Consider the following 16,297-nt stretch of genomic DNA (forward strand, 5'->3'; position numbering starts at 1 on the left):
GCCGGTCGCTCACCCGCCCAGTAGATCATCTGCGTCCGACCGAACGTCATCTCCGTTCGCCGCCCTCAGCGGCGGGCGGCCACGTCGACGATGTCGGCGATCGCTTCGAACGGGTTGTACTGGCCGATCTCCTTGGCCATGATCCCGGCCTGGGAACGGTAGCCCGGGTCGTGCAGCACCGTCTGCACCGCGGCACGCAGCTCGGTCACCTCCGGCATGCTGGTGCGCAGGTTGACGCCGGTGCCGCTCCACTCGACGCGGGCGGCCACCTCCGGCTTGTCCTCGCTGGCACCGGCGACCACCAGCGGCACTCCGTAGTACAGGGCGGTCTGCACCCCGCCGTAACCGCCGTTGGTGACCAATGCGTCGGCGTGTGGCAGCAGCAGGTCGAACGGCACGAAGCCTGCCAGCCGCACGTTGTCCGGCACTTCGGCCAGGGCCCGGCGTACCAGGTCCGGCCCGTCCTCACGCGCGGTGGCGACCACCACGAGGAGGTCGAGGCCGGCGAGAGCACGCACCGTGGGGATGACCAGTTCATGCAGATCGGTGTTGGCGACGGTTCCCTGGGTGACGACCACCACCGGCCGGTCGGCCGACAGTTCGGGCCACCATGCCGGCTCCGCGTAGTCGCCGCTGGGGGCCGGAGGAAGCGTGCCGACAAACCGCAGATGCTCGGGAAGGTCGCCGCGTGGGTACTCGAAGCCGGGCACGGTGAGCTGCAGGTAGTGGTCCGTACGGCGGAAAGGCGCGTCGAAGAGGTAACCGGGCATCGTCACGCCCAACGACTCGAGCGTCGCTTCGCCGAATCTCTGCAACTCGGCAAAGACCTGGCGCACCTCAGCATTCGTCGCCCGGTTGCGGGCACGTGCCTCCTCACCCGGTGTGGGCAGGATACCGGCGCCGAACGCGGGCGTGTCCTCGCTCTGGATCAGCAGGGGGACAGAGCCCAGCGTCACGAGCGTCGGGCGTTCGTCCGGCGCCGCGGAGAGGCTGAGTACCGGTATCGACCAGAACCCGAGTTCACCGAGCACTACATCTGCGGGGAACTTCGCCAGCAGCGCCCGTAAGCCCCGCACCTGCGCGGGCAGATGGCCGAGGAAGAAGTTCTCGAAGTCGAACGACAACTGGGATGGTCCTGGTGGCAGCGTGGCCCGCACCGGGAAGAGAGCGTCCAACTTCCGGTCGTCGAGGTCGGCTTCCGGTGGCAGTGCCTGAAATCGCGCTCCGATCGCCAAAGCGCGCTCCTCGAACCGGGACCCGGTATACACGACCACCTCGTGCCCACGTCCAACCAGGTCCGCCGCGACCGTGAGGACCGGGCTCACGTGTCCCTGGAAAGGAGTCGCTCCAACTACTACCCTGGCCATCCGAGTCTCCTCATTGCGAGGTTGTAGCCCAACCCCGGCATGTTCAGAACGAAAGATCTGGCGCGACGTTCAAGCGTTCCGCCGTACGCCTTTGCCCGGTCAGCCGCGAGCCGCTTGTTCGTCCGCGACCTGGATGATCGTCTTGCCGGGCGTGCGGCGGTGGCGGGCGAACGCGGAGGCTGTTTCGGAAAGCGGTCGCACAGCGCCGACGATGGGGTTGAGCCGTCCGGCCCGGAGGCGCTCGGCGAGGTCGGTCAGCCGGGCGCGATCAGGTTCGACGACGAAGAAGATGGCCTGCCCGTCCTTGGGGCGCACGGTAGGTGGCGCGGCGACGGTGACGACGGTGCCGCCCGGGCGTACCAGTTCGGTCGACCGCTTGAGGATGTCGCCGCCGATGACGTCGAACACCACGTCCACCTCGCCGACGTGCCGCAAATCGTCGGCGTCGAGGTCGAGGAAGGTCTGCGCGCCGAGGCCGAGCGCGACATCACGGTCGTCGGCCCGGCCGGTGCCGATCACGCGGGCGCCCACCTCCCGCGCGAGTTGGACGGCGATCGAGCCGACGCCGCCCGCGGCGCCGTGCACGAGGACGGTCTGGCCGGTCGTGAGGTGGGCGTGGTCGAACAGTCCCTGCCATGCGGTCAGTCCGGAAATGGGCAGCGCGGCGGCCACGGTGTGGTCGATGTCGGCCGCGAGGGGGGCGAGGTTGCGAGCCTCCACCGCGGTGTATTCGGCCAGGGATCCGTCGCGGGCCCAGTCGGTCAGTCCGAACACCCGCTGGCCCACGGTGAGGCCGGTGGTTCCGTAGCCGAGTTCGGCCACAACCCCGGAGAGCTCGTGCCCCGGGATGGTGGGTGTCCGGTCGCGACCGGCGCGATCGGACCACGTTGCCGGCCAGTCGAGCTCCCCCGGAGTGAAGCCTGCGGCGTGCACGCGCACGATGACGTCGTTTTCCGCAGCGTGGGGGTAAGGCAGGTCGGTCAGGGTGAGCCCGCTGACACCCGCGTCACGGTCTCGTACGATGATCGCTCGCATGCGGGGTTCCCTTCCAGGAGAGTTCATGGGTAGGTGATTGCTGCATCGGGAAGCCCAGTATCGGTAGTCAGCTCGGCCAGGGCGCGCCGATGATGCGCTCGACCGTCGTCACGCGCTGGAAGCCGGGAATGAAGTGTTCGAGCAGGTCGGAGTTCACGGTGCCGTTCGTGGTTTCGGGACGGTTCTTCATTCCGTCGACGTGGGCTCGCAGAAACTCGTTCTTGAAGTCCCCTCGTGGATGGACGGCGAGGATTTCGTCCAGCTGATCGTGTTCCAGGCCGTCCAGACCGAAGCCGAGCACGTCGGTCAGGACACCGAGGTACATGGTCGCGATTTCCGGGGCCATCCGGTCGGGGATGCCCGGCGTGGTGTGCAGCGCGATCGCCGTCCAAACGGTCTCGGCGGCGGCCGTCGAGAAACCCCGATCCAGGAGGAACGCGCGCGCGTGGTCGGCGCCATCGACCTCGAAGCGCTGCTCGACGTCGGAAAAAGGAGTCAGTAGGCCGGCGTCGTGGAATATGGCCGCCAGATAGAGCAGCTCCGGGTCCGGCTTCACGCCGAGCTTGTGAGCGTGAATCAGGCTGAAGAAGAAGACCCGTCGGGAGTGGTGGTAGATGAGGGGGCTGGTCGTCTCCTGGATGCGCTTGGTCGCTTCGGCGACCGCCGCTGTCTCAGGAATCTCCAAACCCGCGATGCTCTCTGGCATGATCTCTGACCTTCCGGGAGGTGTGTGCGGACCGCGTGTCGACCTCCATGCTGCCCACCGATCGTCGTACGCCGCCGCCTCTGTTCGGCCAGGAATCACTTATATCCGGACGGGGCAAAATCAGTCCTGCTCCTCACCCGTGACCCGATGTCCCGCAGTCGGGTTCAGCGCGTATCCTGCGACTTCGCGTCGTCCGTCACGACCCGTTCCACGCGACACCTGGTGTCCGATTCATCGCATGAGTCGACGGACATCGGTTACCGCATGAGGATTTCGTGGGCCGGCCTTCGCAACGGCTTCGGCGTTTCTTGGAAAACCCGCTGTGCACGCGATCAGGCGAAGATCACGGAGAGTTTGTTTGCATGCATTAGTCGTAACGTGAGCAACCCCGCCCACGAGGATCCCTATCAGCTCTGTTTCGCGTGCTACCAATAAACGGTGTCCATGCCTCCTGTTTCGCCGACCCGACGGCGGTCGTTGCCGCCGGGATCCGGCCGCTCACCGCGCGGATCCGGCTCCGAAGGGACCGCAGTGGCGCACACGGACCCCCATCGCGTCGCGATCCTCGTTTACGACGGAGTGACGTTGCTGGACGTCGCCGGTCCCGCCGAGGTGTTCAAGGAGGCGAACCGGTTCGGTGCCGACTACCGGATCGTGCTGCTGTCGCCCACCGGTGCGGACGTCACGTGGAACCTCGGAGTCCGGATCGCGGTCGACGGCGCCGTCTCCTCGGAGCCGGCTTTCGACACGTTACTGGTGGCCGGGTCCGACCTCTATCCGCGCACCCGTGTCCCCGCCGACCTGGCGGAGGCCGCACGGATACCGGCGGCTGTGGCCGGCAGGGTCGCCTCGATCTGCACCGGGGCGTTCGTCCTCGCCGCCGCCGGCGTCCTCGACGGCAAGCGCGCGACCACGCACTGGCAGGTCGCGCACAAACTGGCCGCCGAGTATCCGACGTGCCGCGTCGAGCCCGACGCGATCTACGTTCGCGACGGCACCACGTACACGTCGGCAGGGGTGACGGCCGGTATCGATCTGGCGCTCGCTCTCGTCGAAGAGGACCACGGGCCCGACCTGGCGCGTGACGTCGCCCGCGCCCTGGTGGTGTACATGCAGCGTGCGGGCGGCCAGTCCCAGTTCTCGGCACCACTGCAGGGACCGCCGCCCCGCTCGCCGGCGCTCCGCAAAATCACCGACCTGGTGACGGCGAACCCCCGCGGGGACCACTCGCTCGGTGAACTCGCGAAACACCTCAACGTGAGCACCCGGCACCTCACCCGGCTTTTCCACGACGAGCTGTCCACGACACCGGCCCGCTACGTGGAGAACATCCGATTCGACATGGCCAGGGCACTGCTCGACCAAGGACACACCGCGACGCAGGCCGCGACCCTCGCCGGGTTCCCCAGCTACGAGAGCATGCGACGGGTTTTCGCCAGGAAACTGTCGATCAGCCCCGCCGCCTACCAACGCCGGTTCAGCACGGCCCGCCGCGCCAACGCGGGTTGATGCCCGAGGATCGTGCCTCGACGGATGGTCCTGCCCGACTTCGATGCGGCTCCTAACGGCGCGCCGGCCCGGCCACCGAGTAGGTGAGGTACGCGAACTGGCCGACCTGTTCCAGCCCGACCAGCCGAAGCCGGTCGGAGAGCAGTCGACGGGGCAGCAGCGGCTTTCCGGCGCCGAGGGTCACCGGCGCGACGCCGAGGATGATCTCGTCGAGCAGTCCGTGGTCGGCGAAGCCGCCGACCAGTTCGCCCCCGCCGACGAGCCACACGTTCTTCCCGCCCGCCGCCTCCGTCATCGCCGCGTGCACCGGGCGTACGTCACCGCTGACGAAGGTGATGTTCGCGCCCGGAATCGGCGGCAGGTCGCGGTGGGTGAAGACCCAGCTCGGCCGGTCGCCGTAGTAGTCGTGCCACTTCTGCGGCTGGTCGAGCAGCTTCTCGTGTTCGAGCACCCACTCGTACGTGGTCGAGCCCATGGCGAACGCCCCCACCTCAGCGAAGAAGGGTGCGAAGCGGTCCTCTCCGCGCGAGTCAGCCTGGAACAGCCACTCGAGTGAGTTGTCCGGGTCCGCGATGAACCCGTCGACGCTGGTCGCGGTGTAGTACTGCGTCTTCGGCATGCGGGCATCGTGACATGGGGTACCGACGGATCCGTGCCGCCGGTCCGATACCACGTCCGACATCCATCCTGGTCTGTTTCCGAGGGTCGGGGTTCCGTCACGTACGAGCTGCAACTGGGCCCACCCCCCACGCGTCTATCCGTTGTAACGCTCGACGGAGCCGGTCCCACCGGACGGCTCCGGGTCGAACTCACCGCGTGCGTGCGGAACATCGACGCACGCGGCACCGGATGACAGAACGCCACGAACGTCCACGGGGGACTGGTGCGTACTTCTGCGGAATCCGGGGCGGACGCCTGTGTCGGCGACGCCCTGGAACAGGAACACGGCGGCGTAGCGCTGCCCGGACATGTCGTCGTACTGATCGTGGCCCTCTCCGCCGCAGTGGTGGCGCAGGGTGGCTACTACCCGGCCGGGCGGATCCTCGTCACGGTGCTGGTGGCGGTGGCGCTCGTGGCGGCGCTCCGGCTGCGCCCGAGGGTCGAGGTCGACGCCCGGATGGTGGCGCTGGCCTGTGCGGCACTGGCCGGTTGGGTCCTGGTCCGGGCGGTCATCGCGGACGCCTACGAGGTCGCGTTCGGCGCGGTCGGCACGCTTGCCGGTGTGGCCGCGGTCGCGCTGATCCTGGCCCGGACCAGCGTCGGTGAGCGGATCCGCGGTGCCGAGGCGGTGATCGGCCTGGGCGTCCTGGTCTCGGTCACCGCGTGGGCCGGGGTCGCCTGGCGGTTGCCCCGGTTCGCGGTGCTGGTCGAGGGCCGGCTGTGGCGCGGCGCCTCCACCCTCACCTACCCGAACGCGGCGGCGGCGCTGCTCGTCCCGTTGGCGCTGCTGGCGCTCGCGTTGCTGCTGACCCGGCCCCGGTCGCTGCCGCTCGCCCTGGCCGGCTACCTGCTGCTGGTCGGCACCGGGGCGACCCTGAGCCGGGCCGGGCTGATCGCGCTCCTGGCCGGGCTCATGGTGCTGGCGGCGACCGCCGGCCTCTGGTCGACCATCTCCCGGGCCGGTCCGTTACTGCTGGGCGCGGGCATCGCCGTCGTCGCGGTCGTACCGTCGACCCCGGGCACCGCGCAACCACAGCCGGCGCTGGCCGCGATCGGCCTGGTGAGCGGGGCGCTCATCGTGACCGGTTCGGTCCTGCTGCCGACCCGGGTACGCGGCGGCGCGATGGTCGGGGCGCTGCTGCTCGGCGCCATCGCGCTCGCCAGCCAGTGGGGTTCGGACCCGCTACGGGCGGTCCTGGCCAGCCGGGGCAACCTCGACTCGCCCGGGCGCAGCGGCGCCGCCACCGCCGCCCTCGAACTCGTCGGCGCCAACCCGTTGATCGGCACCGGGATCGGGCAGGCCCGGTTCCTCTGGGTGACGCCGAACGGCAACGGTGCGCTGGCGCTGTACGCCCACAACGAGTACCTGCAACTGCTCGTCGATCTGGGTCTGATCGGCGCACTGCTGCTGATGGCGCTGTTCGCGACGATGGCGGTCGCCATCCGGCGCGGTGGCGCACACCAACGTCGGGCCGGTATCCGGGCCGGCGTCTTCGCCGCGCTGACGGCGTTCGCCGTACACAGCGGTTTCGACTTCCTGTGGCACATCGCGGTCCTGCCGTTGCTCGGGGCGCTGCTCGTCGGGCTCGCCGCGCCCGCCATCAGGGGGAATCCCTCCAGTTCAACCACGAAGGAGAAAGCATGAAGTTCTCTCGGTTCCGAGCGTCGACGCTCGCGCTGCTCGCCATCGCGGCGGGCGCCGTGCTGGCGTTCGCCCTGCCGGCGGGTGCCGCAGTCAGTGTGCAGTCGGAGTCGCCCTCGGTGGCGGTGCTGAACCTCGGTGGCAAGGCCCGGCTCGACGCGAACGGCGCGGTGGTGTTCGCGCCGGTCAAGGTCGCCTGCACGCCCGGTTCGTACACCACTGTTTCGGTGGAGGTGACCCAGGCGGTCGGCAACGGCATCGCCAAGGGCGAGAAGACGCTCGACATCCGGACGTGCACCGGTGACGAGCAGAAGCTGAACGTGGCCGTCACCCCGGACCAGCGGCCGTTCCGCAAGGGCGTCGCGTTCGGTTCGGCCACCTTGCAGGTCTGCGACAACCGGGGCTGCAAGACCGTGTACGACGAGCACAACATCGAGATCGTCAAGTAACGACGACGGTCCGGTGGAGAGCCGGGCTCCGGAACCGACCGCAACGGTTCCGGGGCCCGGCCGTTTCCGGGCCGGCGCGATCAACGCAGGCTGGCGAGAATCTTGTCCACCGGCTGGTCGGCGCGGAGCAGCAGCGGGGTGTCGGTGACCGTGGTGCCGCCGCCACCGGCCGCCCGCAGCGGGGCGCCCACCGCACCGCTGAGCCCGCCCGGCGCCGCCGGAACGGTCACCGGCGTGTTCGAGGCCGACCAGAGCACCAGTGTGCTCGCCCCGCCCCGGACGAACGCCACCCCGTTCAACCGGCCGGCGACCGAGGCGGGCAACGGGGTCACCGTGGCGTCCCGGGCCGCCTCGGCGAGGCTCGCCATCATCCGACCGGCCTCCCGTTCGGTGCCGTCCGGGTCGAGCAGCCCGTACCGGACCTCACTGCCGGCGGCGTTGTTCGGGTTGTACGCCAGCGGCAGCCAACTGATTTCGCCGATCCCACCCGCCACCAGCAGGGTGACGGTCTTGACCATCTCGGCCGCCCGGCTGGCCGGGTCACCGTCGGCGTCGCGCCAGAACTGGCCGACCTCCCACGCCTGGATCGGCACCCCGGCCGGGGTCTTGGTCCTGAGGTAGTCCAGCAGCGGCGCCACCCCGTTGAAGTGCTCGTAGAAGTGCAACTGCCGGACGTCGACGGTCCGGTCCGCCAACAGGGACTCGGTCGCGGCGAGGAAACGCAGGCTGCGGCTGTTGACGTCGGTGCCGAGCGCCTTGCGAAGCTGCGCCTCCGTGGTCACCGTCGGGATCTGCTGCCCACGGGTGCCGATCCGCCGCTGGAAGTACGCCTGGTAGGCGGCGATCGCATCCGGCACCCGACCGGCCTGGAGCAGCCGGTCGGCCACACCCATGCCGTACGCGACGCTGCTGATGCCGGAGTCAACCACCAACGCCTTCGGGTCGGTCGCGCGGATCGTCTCGGCGGCGGCCTTGACCAGCCGTACGTAGTCCTCGGGACTGCCGGCCCAGTAGCTCGGCGCGTTGACCTCGTTCTCGATCGCGTACTCACGCACCCCGTACGGGGCGTAGCGGCTCACCACCGAGCCGACGAACCGCTGGTACGCGGCGAGGTCGGCCGGCATCGCCGACTCGGTCTTGTTCGCGGTGCCCCGGGTGTACTTCGCGGTGCCCCCGGTCGCCCAGCACACCCCGGTACGGATCTTCAGGTGCAGGGTGATGCCGAGGTCCCGGCTGCGGGTGGCGATCTGGTCCAGCGCGGCCCAGTCCGCCTGCCCCGGGTTCGGTTCGATCTCGCACCAGGAGATCTCCTCGTACGTCGCCGAACCACCGATCTTCGCCAGGTACGGGGCGAACTGCTGGTAGCGCGACCAGTCCCAGTGCGCGCCGAACGGGTTGCCGACCCGGTCCACGGTCCCGCCCGGTCCGGCGTCGCCGGGTGCGGGCGTACCGGACGGGATGCCGGCGCTCGGCGGTGCCGGCGGCGGATCGTCACCGTCGGCGGTGCAGCCGGCGGTGACGAGCAACGCGGCGGCGAGTACGGCCGAGGCGACCCGCAGTCGCCGGCCGCCCCTCACCGGTATCCCAGGGCGCGCAGGGTCGGACCGGAGAAGATCCAGACCAGCAGGCGGAGGAACGGGTCCAGTTCGCGCCGGTAGGTGCCGACCCGGGAGCCGTAGATCGGCTCGCTGACCCCGCCGGCGGCCCGTCGCTTCTCCGCCTCGGTGGTGTACTTCTGGGCCACGTCGTGCTGCTTGCTGTCGTAGTCGAGGATGCCGTCCTCCCACGGCTCGCCGAGGAACTCGAACAGGCCCCGCATCGCCTTCTCCGGTTCGGTCACGGTCTGCTCGTAACGCAGCTCGTAGTAGCGGTCCGCGGGCAGGGTGGCGCCGACCGCCCGGGCGGTACGGATGTAGCGCGGCCACTTCACCACGCACTTCACCGCCGACCAGTAGCCGAACCGCTTGCGGTGCGACACCACCACGTCCCGGCCGTCCCGGATCAGGTGCACGATCTGGGCGTCCGGGAAGACCTCGGTGACGAAGTCGAGCGACATCGCGTACAGCGGGGTCTTGTCGGCCCAGCGGGTCTTGCCCCGGGTGGCGGCGTAGTCGGCGTGGACACCGCCGAAGAACTCGCGGATCCGGCGGAGCCAGTCCTCGCGGGGGAAGCCGAACCGGGCCAGCCGTTCCCAGTCCCGGCCCACGATCCGTTGCAGGTCGGGCAGGAACCGGGTCTCCGGGCCGCAGCTGATGCTGGAGTGCGAGTCGAGCACCAGGCGCAGCATCGTGGTGCCCGAGCGTTGGCACCCGACGAGGAAGATCGGTGCGGTACGGCGTTCGGGTTCGGGTTCAGCCACGGTCGGCCGCCTTCTGCTCGGAGGGTTCGTCCGCCGCGACGCGGGCGAGCCGGTCGGCCAGCTCGTCGCAGCGGGACCGGACCCGGGGGTCGATCGACAACGCCGGTCGGGCCGCCCCGGCCGGCCCGGCGCCGTGCGACTCGCGCGGGGCGATGTGCGCGTGCAGCCGAGGGTGGTAGGGGAAGTCGAGGAAGTCGCAGAGGCGGCGGATCTGCGCGGCCGGCTCGGCGACCAGGGTGTCGTACCGGCAGAGCAGCACGTCGTCGCGCCGGTCCAGGCCGAGCCGGAAGAAGAGCGAGTTGCGTACGTACCAGAAGAGCGCGGCGCCGCTGTGCGGGTCCAACCGCTGCGGGGAGTGGGAGCGAACCAGCTCGACCGTGGCGTCGTCGAGCCGCTGCCCCTGCCACCGAGCGCCGATGCTGCCGTCGGCGATCGCGCGCAGCGCCCGCAGGTTGGCGTCGCCGAACTTGGCGACCTCCGACCGGGCCCGGTCGTCGACGTCCCGGTAGACCCAGAGTGCCCGCCCCGGGACAAGCCCCGGCAGGGCCAGCAACTCGTCCACCCGGTGACTTTCGCAGAGCGGCTTGACCAGGACGTACGCGTGTCGACTGCGGAGCACCGTGGCGGTGAGTACGTCGTCCGGGCGGAGCTGGAAGCGGTGGAACAGGGTGCTGTCGTTCTCGTTGCGTACCTCGACCGCAGGGGCCGAGTCCAGCCCCCGGACCAGCATGTTCGTGCCCGAGCGTTGCAGCCCGACCAGGTAGACCGGCATGGCCGAGCCGGGTGTCCGACCGGCCCGCCGCCGCCAGCGCCACTTCGCCAGCGCGGTGCCGATCCGGTCGACCGGATTGAGCCGGTCCTCCTCGATCAGCCGCCCGATTCCCTCGGTACGGGCCCAGCGCAGATGCCGCCTGACCCGCCGGGCGGTGTACGCGAACGCGGAGAGTTCGTCGTCGGCTGCCACGGTCCTCCTCGCTCGGGGCACCAGCGCTGCCCTGCGGAAAGCGGGGTACGGCCGGCGGCGGAGCCAGGTTATCGGGAGATCATGGCGGGTCGCCAGGCTGCGGGCCGTACGGGCACATAAAGATCATCCGTTCAGGCACATGACAGGGGTGCACTGGACTGGCCGACCCGCCCTGCATACGGTGAGCCCTGGTCGGAGCAGGCAGGCGCCGATCTCCATCTCCGGGCCGGGTTCGCCCGATCGACGTGAGCGGGCCGATTCGATGCGCGTGCTGCATGTGAACAAGTTCCTCTACCGCCGTGGCGGTGCCGAGGGCTACCTGCTCGACCTCGCGGCACTACAGGAGGCGTCCGGCGACACCGTCGCCTTCTTCGGCATGACGCACCCGGAGAACGAGTCGCCGCTGCCGTACGCCGCCCACTTCCCGACCGAGGTCGAGTTGGAGCCGGCGCCGAGCGGGCTGCGCCCCCGGGCGGTGGCGGCCGGTCGGATGCTCTGGTCGCCGACGAGCCGACGCGGGCTGGCCCGGGTGATCGACGACTTCCGACCGGACGTGCTGCACCTGCACAACATCTACCACCAGCTCTCCCCGTCCGTGCTCGCGGCGGCCCGGTCGGCTGGCGTACCGTGCGTGCTCACCATGCACGACTACAAACTCGCCTGCCCGAGCTACCAGCTCCTCGACCAGGGTCGCCCCTGCCAGGCGTGCGTCACCGGCGGCCCGTTGCAGGCCGCCCGGCGCCGGTGCAAGGACGGTTCCTTCTCCCGCAGCGCGCTGCTCGCGGTCGAGTCCTGGCTGCACCGGGAGTTGGCCGCGTACGACCCGGTGCAGGTCTTCGTCAGCCCGAGCGCGTTCCTGGCCGATGTGATGCGTCGCGCCGGGGTCTTCCCGGACCGGTTGCGGGTGGTGAACCACTTCGTCGACCTGACCGGGGTGACGGCCAAGACCGAACCCGGTGGCGGCGTCGTCTTCGCCGGCCGGCTGGCCCCGGAGAAGGGCGTCGACGTGCTGGTCGAGGCGGTGGCCGCGCTGCCGGACGGGGTCGCCGTCGACATCGCCGGTGACGGCCCGGCCCGGCCGGCGCTGGAGGCGCTCGCCGCCCGGCGGGTCCCCGGCCGGATCCGCTTCCACGGCCGGCTCGACAAGTCGCGGCTGCACGACCTGGTCCGGTCGGCGGCGGTGGTGGCGGTGCCGTCACGCTGGCACGAGAACCAGCCGATGGCGGTGCTGGAGGCGTTCGCCTGCGGCGTGCCGGTGGTCGCCACCGACCTGGGTGGCCTGCCCGAGCTGATCGCCCCCGGGGTGGACGGCGAGATCGTCCCCGCCGACCAGGCCGGGCCGCTCGCCGAGGCGCTGCGCGCGCTCCTGGCCGACCCGGCCCGGGCACACCGGATGGGCCAGGCGGGGCGGGCGAAGGTGGCCCGGGACTTCGCCCCGGAGCTGCACCTGAGCCGGATCCGCGAGCTGTACGCCCAGGCCGCCACGGCGGTGCCGGGGCGACGGCGGGGAGCACCGGTGACCGTCGGTGGGGGAGCGGCCCGGTGAGCACGGCCCGGGTGCTCTATCTCGCCGGCAGTGGTCGCAGCGGCAGCACCCTGGTCACCACGGTGCTGGGCCAGCTACCGGGGTTCCTCGCCGCGGGCGAACTGCGTTACCTGTGGCGGCGCGGCATCGTGGAGAACCGTCCCTGCGGCTGTGGCGCGCCGATCGTCGACTGTCCGTTGTGGAGCCGCGTGCTGGCCGACCTGCCGGAGGCGGAACCGGCCGCGATCGCGGGTCGGCTGGCCACGCGACTGCGGCTGCGCGGACTGCCCGCGCTGTTGCGCCGGCACCGCCGGGGCCGGCCACCGGTCCCCGGTCACCCGGACGACACCCACCTGGCCCGGCTCTACGCCTCGATCGCCGAGCACGCGTTTGCTCAGGACGGCCGCCCCGGCGTCATCGTCGACTCGTCCAAGCTGCCCCCGTACGGGGCCCTGATCGGCAGCCTGCCCGGTGTCGACCTGTACGTCCTGCACGTGGTCCGCGACCCGCGCGCCACCGCCTTCTCCTGGCGCCGTCGGCGGGCCCTCGACGGGGGCGCCGACGACCGGTTGATGAGCCGTCCACCGGTGTGGAAGGCCGCACTGCTCTGGCTGGTCTGGAACACCGCGACCGTACGACTCTGGGGCGCGGGGAACCGGCCCGGCGGTGCCCCGGACCGGTATCTCCGGGTGCGGTACGAGGACTTCGTCGCCGACCCCGCCGCCATCACCGCCCGGATCGTCCGCTTCGTCGGTGCGACCCCGGGCGAGCTGCCCTTCCCGAGCCCGGACACGGTCCGACTGGCCCCCACCCACTCGGTGGCCGGCAACCCGTCGCGCCACCGGACCGGGTTGGTCGGCGTGGTCGCCGACACCGAGTGGGTCACCGGGCTCCCGGCGCGCGGGTACGCCGTGGTGACGGCACTGACCGGGCCGGTCCTGCGCCGGTTCGGTTACCCACTGCGCCGACCGGCCACCGTGGCCGCCGATAGCGTGTCGACCGGTGATCCCGGGTCGACCGTCGTCCCCTCGTCACCCGTCGCCGGGCAGGAAGGCTGAACGATGCTCTCACTGGTGGTGGGTACCGGCCGGTGCGGTTCGACCCTGGTCCAGGAACTGCTCTCCCGGCACCCGGCGGTCGGTTTCGTCTCCGGGCTCGACGACAAGCTCTCCCGGCTGAACCCGAAGGGCCGGTTCAACGGCGCGCTCTACCGCCGTTCGGCGCCGCGTCCGGTGGGGATGACGTCGCTGCGGCACAGCCGCCGGCTGCTGGAACGGGGCCGGCTGCGGGTGGCGCCGTCGGAGGCGTACCACCTGCTCGACCGGCAGGTGCTCGCTGGTTTCTCCCGGCCGTGCCGGGACCTGCTCGCCGAGGACCTGACCCCGTTCGTGGCCCGGCGGCTGCGTGCCTTCTTCGACGAGCGGATCGCCCGGCAGGGCTGTGAACAACTGCTCCAGCATGTCACCGGGTGGCCGCGTACCGGGCTGCTGCACGCCGCGTACCCCGACCTGCGGGTGGTGAACGTGGTCCGCGACGGCCGCGCGGTGGCCAACTCCTGGCTCCAGATGGGCTGGTGGGACGGGTGGCGCGGGCCGGACAACTGGATCTATGGTCCGCTCCCGGCCGACCTGCGGGAGGAGTGGGCCGAGTCCGGCCGTTCCTTCCAGGTGCTCGCCGCGCTGGGCTGGAAGATGCTGATGGGGGCGTTCGTCGACGCCCGGTTGCGCCACCCGGCGGAGCAGTGGCTCGACGTACGGTACGAGGACCTGGTCGCGCAGCCGCGTGAGCAGGTTGCCCGGATGCTCGACTTCCTCGGGCTGGACTGGTCGCCGGCCTTCGAGAAGGGCTTCGCCCGGTACGACTTCCCACCGGGGCGAGCCGCCGCGTACCGCGACGAACTCACCCCGGTCCAGCTCGGCGCGATGGAGCGGGTGTTGGAGAAGTCGTTGGCCGAGTGGGGTTACGCCATCTCGTAGTGCCTCGGCCCGATCTACTCGGGTGTGTTGCCAGTGTCGCCGCCGACCTTGAACGGTGTGGTGACCCCCTCGTACATCAGGTGGGCGACGAGCCCCTGACTTGCGTGGGGGAGGTTGTGGCAGTGGTCCATCCAGATGCCCGGGTTGTCGGCCAGGAAGGCGATCTCGTACGTCTCGCCGTTGCCGACGTTGAGCGAGTCCACCCACCACGGACTGCCGGTGGCCGGTACCCCGTTCCGGCTGAGCACCACCGCATGGTGACCGTGCAGGTGCATCGGATGGACCTCACCGCTGTTGTTGGAGATACGCATCCGCACCACGTCACCGTCGGCGACGACGAACATCGGTACGTCCGGATAGAGGTGGCCGTTGACGGTCCAGAACAATCCGGGGCGCCCGTCGAGGAAACCGGGGCGGCGCCCGATGTCGTACCGGAACCGCCGATCGGCTTTGTCCGGGTCGAAGCCCAGGGGTGCGCTCGCGCCGTAGCCGAGCGGGTCGAGCGTCTGCGTGGTGCGGGCGACCGGCGGCGCGTCGTACGACGTCGAACCGAGCACGACGGCGGCCGAACCGCTGACGCTGACCCGTACGGGTGAACCGTCCTGCGGCATGGTCACCTCAAGATCGGCCCGTCCTCCGGCGGTGACCGGCACCGCCATGTCGCTGACCGGGGTGGGCGCGTTCAGGTCTGTGCCGTCGATCGCGAGCAGCCGGAACGGCGCGCCGGCGACGCGCACCGACACCTGGCCGTTCTCGGTGTTGATGACCCGTACGCGGGTCCGTTGACCGGGCCGCGCCTCCACCCGCGTCTCGCTGTCGCGGCCGTTGATCGTGGCCGTTCCGCCGTAGAGGTGCATCAGTGCTACCACGTCGACCACGTCGGCGGGCGGCGATGCAGGCGTGACCACCAGGGCGCCGAGCAGACCTTTGCGGACCTGTTCGTCGGAGAGTTGGTGCGAGTGGTACCAGAACGTGCCGACCTGGTCGACCACGAATCGGTAGGTGAACTCCTGGCCGGTCCCGACCGCGTCCTGGGTCACGCCGGCAACGCCGTCATCGGCGTTGGGTACGTCCAGACCGTGCCAGTGCAGGGTGATGCCGCCCGGCACCGACTCGTTGACCAGCCGCACCTGTACCAGCTGCCCCACCTTGGCCGTGATGACCGGGCCGGGTGACTGGTCGTTGAGCGTGTATCCGTCGATGGTCCGGCCGGAGGCCAACCGGATGCTTGCCTGACGAGCGGTCAGTGTGACCGTGACGTCGGCGGGGCGGTCACGGTCGGCGGTCAGCGAGGTGACGCTGCGCGTACCCGTCGCGTGAGTACCGTGTCCGGCCATGTCGTGTCCGCTGTGCGCCGTCGGGTCACCAGCCGGGTGGCCCTGGTCCGCGTACCCCATGTCCATCACGGAGTACGTGGAAGCCAGCCGGCTGTCCTGCCAGAACCAGATCACCGGTCCGAGGAGGGCGGCGGTTGCGGCGCACGCGGCGGCGAGGCGTAGACGCCTGCCGCCGCGGCGACCATCACTCATCCGAGGTACCGGTCAGGCCGTGGCGGCGACATCCGCGGCCGCCGGCCCGGCGGCCCGGCTCGCGGCCGGCTCCGTGGTCACCTTACGGGCGAGTCGCGCGGCGACAACAGCCGCGCTGAACAGCAGCAGCGCGTTGAGGCCGTGCAGTGCGCCCAGCGCGGTCACGGCGTGGCCGAAGACGCCCAGCAGGATCTGTACGACCACGAGCGCCAGGACCACGCCCGCCCACTTCACCGCTCCCGGCACCTTCGCGAAGAAGGACGAGACCAGCAGGAGCAGCGCGATCAGCGGTACCAGCATCTGGCCGTTGATGCCGTGGATCGCGAAGCCGATGACCTCGGGGTACGACGAGCCGTGGCTCTCCATTTCCGCCTTGTCGAGCACACCGCCGCCGTCGATCCACTTGGTCAGCCCGAACATGGCGACCGCGATCGCTGTGGCCTGTACGACCACCTCCACCGCCATGGCATAGGCCAGGACTTTGTAGACAGCCTTCATCATTTACCCACCAGTTCACTCGACAGTTGTCGCACAGTTTCTGCGCGTGACCGGATAACCCGTATCCGGATGGCCGTT

At 70.4% G+C, this 16,297-nt stretch carries 15 protein-coding genes; 6 read left to right on the forward strand and 9 right to left on the reverse strand.

Annotated features, from left to right (window positions below):
• Positions 1-65 precede the first annotated feature (65 nt).
• The 3 genes from BDK92_RS27865 to BDK92_RS27875 all read right to left on the reverse strand — a co-directional run bounded on the left by BDK92_RS27865 (position 66) and on the right by BDK92_RS27875 (position 3,108).
• Entirely contained in the window at positions 66-1,235 is a 1,170-nt protein-coding gene (locus BDK92_RS27865) for a glycosyltransferase (RefSeq protein ID WP_342775854.1), read from the reverse strand.
• 231 nt (positions 1,236-1,466) lie between these two features.
• Positions 1,467-2,429: an NADP-dependent oxidoreductase gene (locus tag BDK92_RS27870; RefSeq protein WP_342775855.1), complete on the reverse strand. Its 963-nt coding sequence runs from the start codon at positions 2,427-2,429 to the stop codon at positions 1,467-1,469.
• Between the two features lie 40 nt (positions 2,430-2,469).
• Positions 2,470-3,108 carry an HD domain-containing protein gene (locus BDK92_RS27875; protein WP_121159361.1) on the reverse strand — a complete coding sequence of 213 codons (639 nt, stop codon included), beginning with the start codon at positions 3,106-3,108 and terminating at the stop codon, positions 2,470-2,472.
• A gap of 531 nt (positions 3,109-3,639) precedes the next feature.
• Between BDK92_RS27875 and BDK92_RS27880 the strand changes: the two genes are divergently transcribed.
• Positions 3,640-4,617, forward strand: coding sequence for a GlxA family transcriptional regulator (locus tag BDK92_RS27880; RefSeq protein WP_121159362.1), 978 nt, complete (start codon positions 3,640-3,642; stop codon positions 4,615-4,617).
• Between the two features lie 52 nt (positions 4,618-4,669).
• On the opposite strand, the gene BDK92_RS27885 is transcribed toward BDK92_RS27880, so the two are convergent.
• Complete coding sequence (locus BDK92_RS27885; RefSeq protein ID WP_121159363.1) at positions 4,670-5,236, reverse strand: dihydrofolate reductase family protein; 567 nt, start codon at positions 5,234-5,236, stop codon at positions 4,670-4,672.
• 264 nt (positions 5,237-5,500) lie between these two features.
• Between BDK92_RS27885 and BDK92_RS27890 the strand changes: the two genes are divergently transcribed.
• Both BDK92_RS27890 and BDK92_RS27895 read left to right on the forward strand, forming a co-directional pair.
• Positions 5,501-6,922, forward strand: a complete 1,422-nt coding sequence (locus BDK92_RS27890; protein WP_121159364.1) for an O-antigen ligase family protein — start codon at positions 5,501-5,503, stop codon at positions 6,920-6,922.
• Positions 6,919-7,368 (forward strand): hypothetical protein, encoded by a 450-nt coding sequence (locus tag BDK92_RS27895; protein WP_121159365.1) that lies wholly within the window; start codon positions 6,919-6,921, stop codon positions 7,366-7,368. The genes BDK92_RS27890 and BDK92_RS27895 overlap by 4 nt, the downstream gene beginning before the upstream one ends.
• An 80-nt stretch (positions 7,369-7,448) precedes the next feature.
• Here the strand turns inward: BDK92_RS27895 and BDK92_RS27900 are convergent, their stop codons facing one another.
• Genes BDK92_RS27900 through BDK92_RS27910 form a run of 3 tightly spaced genes read right to left on the reverse strand, consistent with a single transcriptional unit; the run spans position 7,449 to position 10,691 of the window.
• A complete protein-coding gene (locus tag BDK92_RS27900) occupies positions 7,449-8,945 on the reverse strand; it encodes a hypothetical protein (RefSeq protein WP_121159366.1) in 1,497 nt (498 codons plus the stop codon).
• A complete protein-coding gene (locus tag BDK92_RS27905; protein WP_121159367.1) occupies positions 8,942-9,727 on the reverse strand; it encodes a sulfotransferase family protein in 786 nt (261 codons plus the stop codon). The genes BDK92_RS27900 and BDK92_RS27905 overlap by 4 nt, the downstream gene beginning before the upstream one ends.
• The gene (locus BDK92_RS27910; protein ID WP_170208706.1) at positions 9,720-10,691 is read right to left on the reverse strand and encodes a sulfotransferase family protein; all 972 of its coding nucleotides are present in this window, start codon (positions 10,689-10,691) and stop codon (positions 9,720-9,722) included. The genes BDK92_RS27905 and BDK92_RS27910 overlap by 8 nt, the downstream gene beginning before the upstream one ends.
• Before the next feature lie 262 nt (positions 10,692-10,953).
• Here BDK92_RS27910 and BDK92_RS27915 point away from each other — a divergent pair, with 262 nt between their 5' ends.
• Genes BDK92_RS27915 through BDK92_RS27925 form a run of 3 tightly spaced genes read left to right on the forward strand, consistent with a single transcriptional unit; the run spans position 10,954 to position 14,192 of the window.
• Positions 10,954-12,237 carry a glycosyltransferase gene (locus tag BDK92_RS27915; RefSeq protein ID WP_170208707.1) on the forward strand — a complete coding sequence of 428 codons (1,284 nt, stop codon included), beginning with the start codon at positions 10,954-10,956 and terminating at the stop codon, positions 12,235-12,237.
• Complete coding sequence (locus tag BDK92_RS27920) at positions 12,234-13,274, forward strand: sulfotransferase family protein (RefSeq protein WP_121159370.1); 1,041 nt, start codon at positions 12,234-12,236, stop codon at positions 13,272-13,274. Before BDK92_RS27915 ends, BDK92_RS27920 begins: the two co-directional genes overlap by 4 nt.
• Positions 13,275-13,277: 3 nt before the next feature.
• A complete protein-coding gene (locus BDK92_RS27925) occupies positions 13,278-14,192 on the forward strand; it encodes a sulfotransferase family protein (RefSeq protein ID WP_121159371.1) in 915 nt (304 codons plus the stop codon).
• A 14-nt stretch (positions 14,193-14,206) separates the two neighbouring features.
• Here BDK92_RS27925 and BDK92_RS27930 read toward each other — a convergent pair whose 3' ends face one another.
• Positions 14,207-15,721, reverse strand: a complete 1,515-nt coding sequence (locus BDK92_RS27930; RefSeq protein ID WP_121159372.1) for a multicopper oxidase family protein — start codon at positions 15,719-15,721, stop codon at positions 14,207-14,209.
• A gap of 12 nt (positions 15,722-15,733) precedes the next feature.
• A complete protein-coding gene (locus BDK92_RS27935) occupies positions 15,734-16,219 on the reverse strand; it encodes a hypothetical protein (protein ID WP_121162646.1) in 486 nt (161 codons plus the stop codon).
• Between the last annotated feature and the right edge of the window lie 78 nt (positions 16,220-16,297).

The organism is Micromonospora pisi (assembly GCF_003633685.1).
Classification (GTDB): domain Bacteria; phylum Actinomycetota; class Actinomycetes; order Mycobacteriales; family Micromonosporaceae; genus Micromonospora_G; species Micromonospora_G pisi.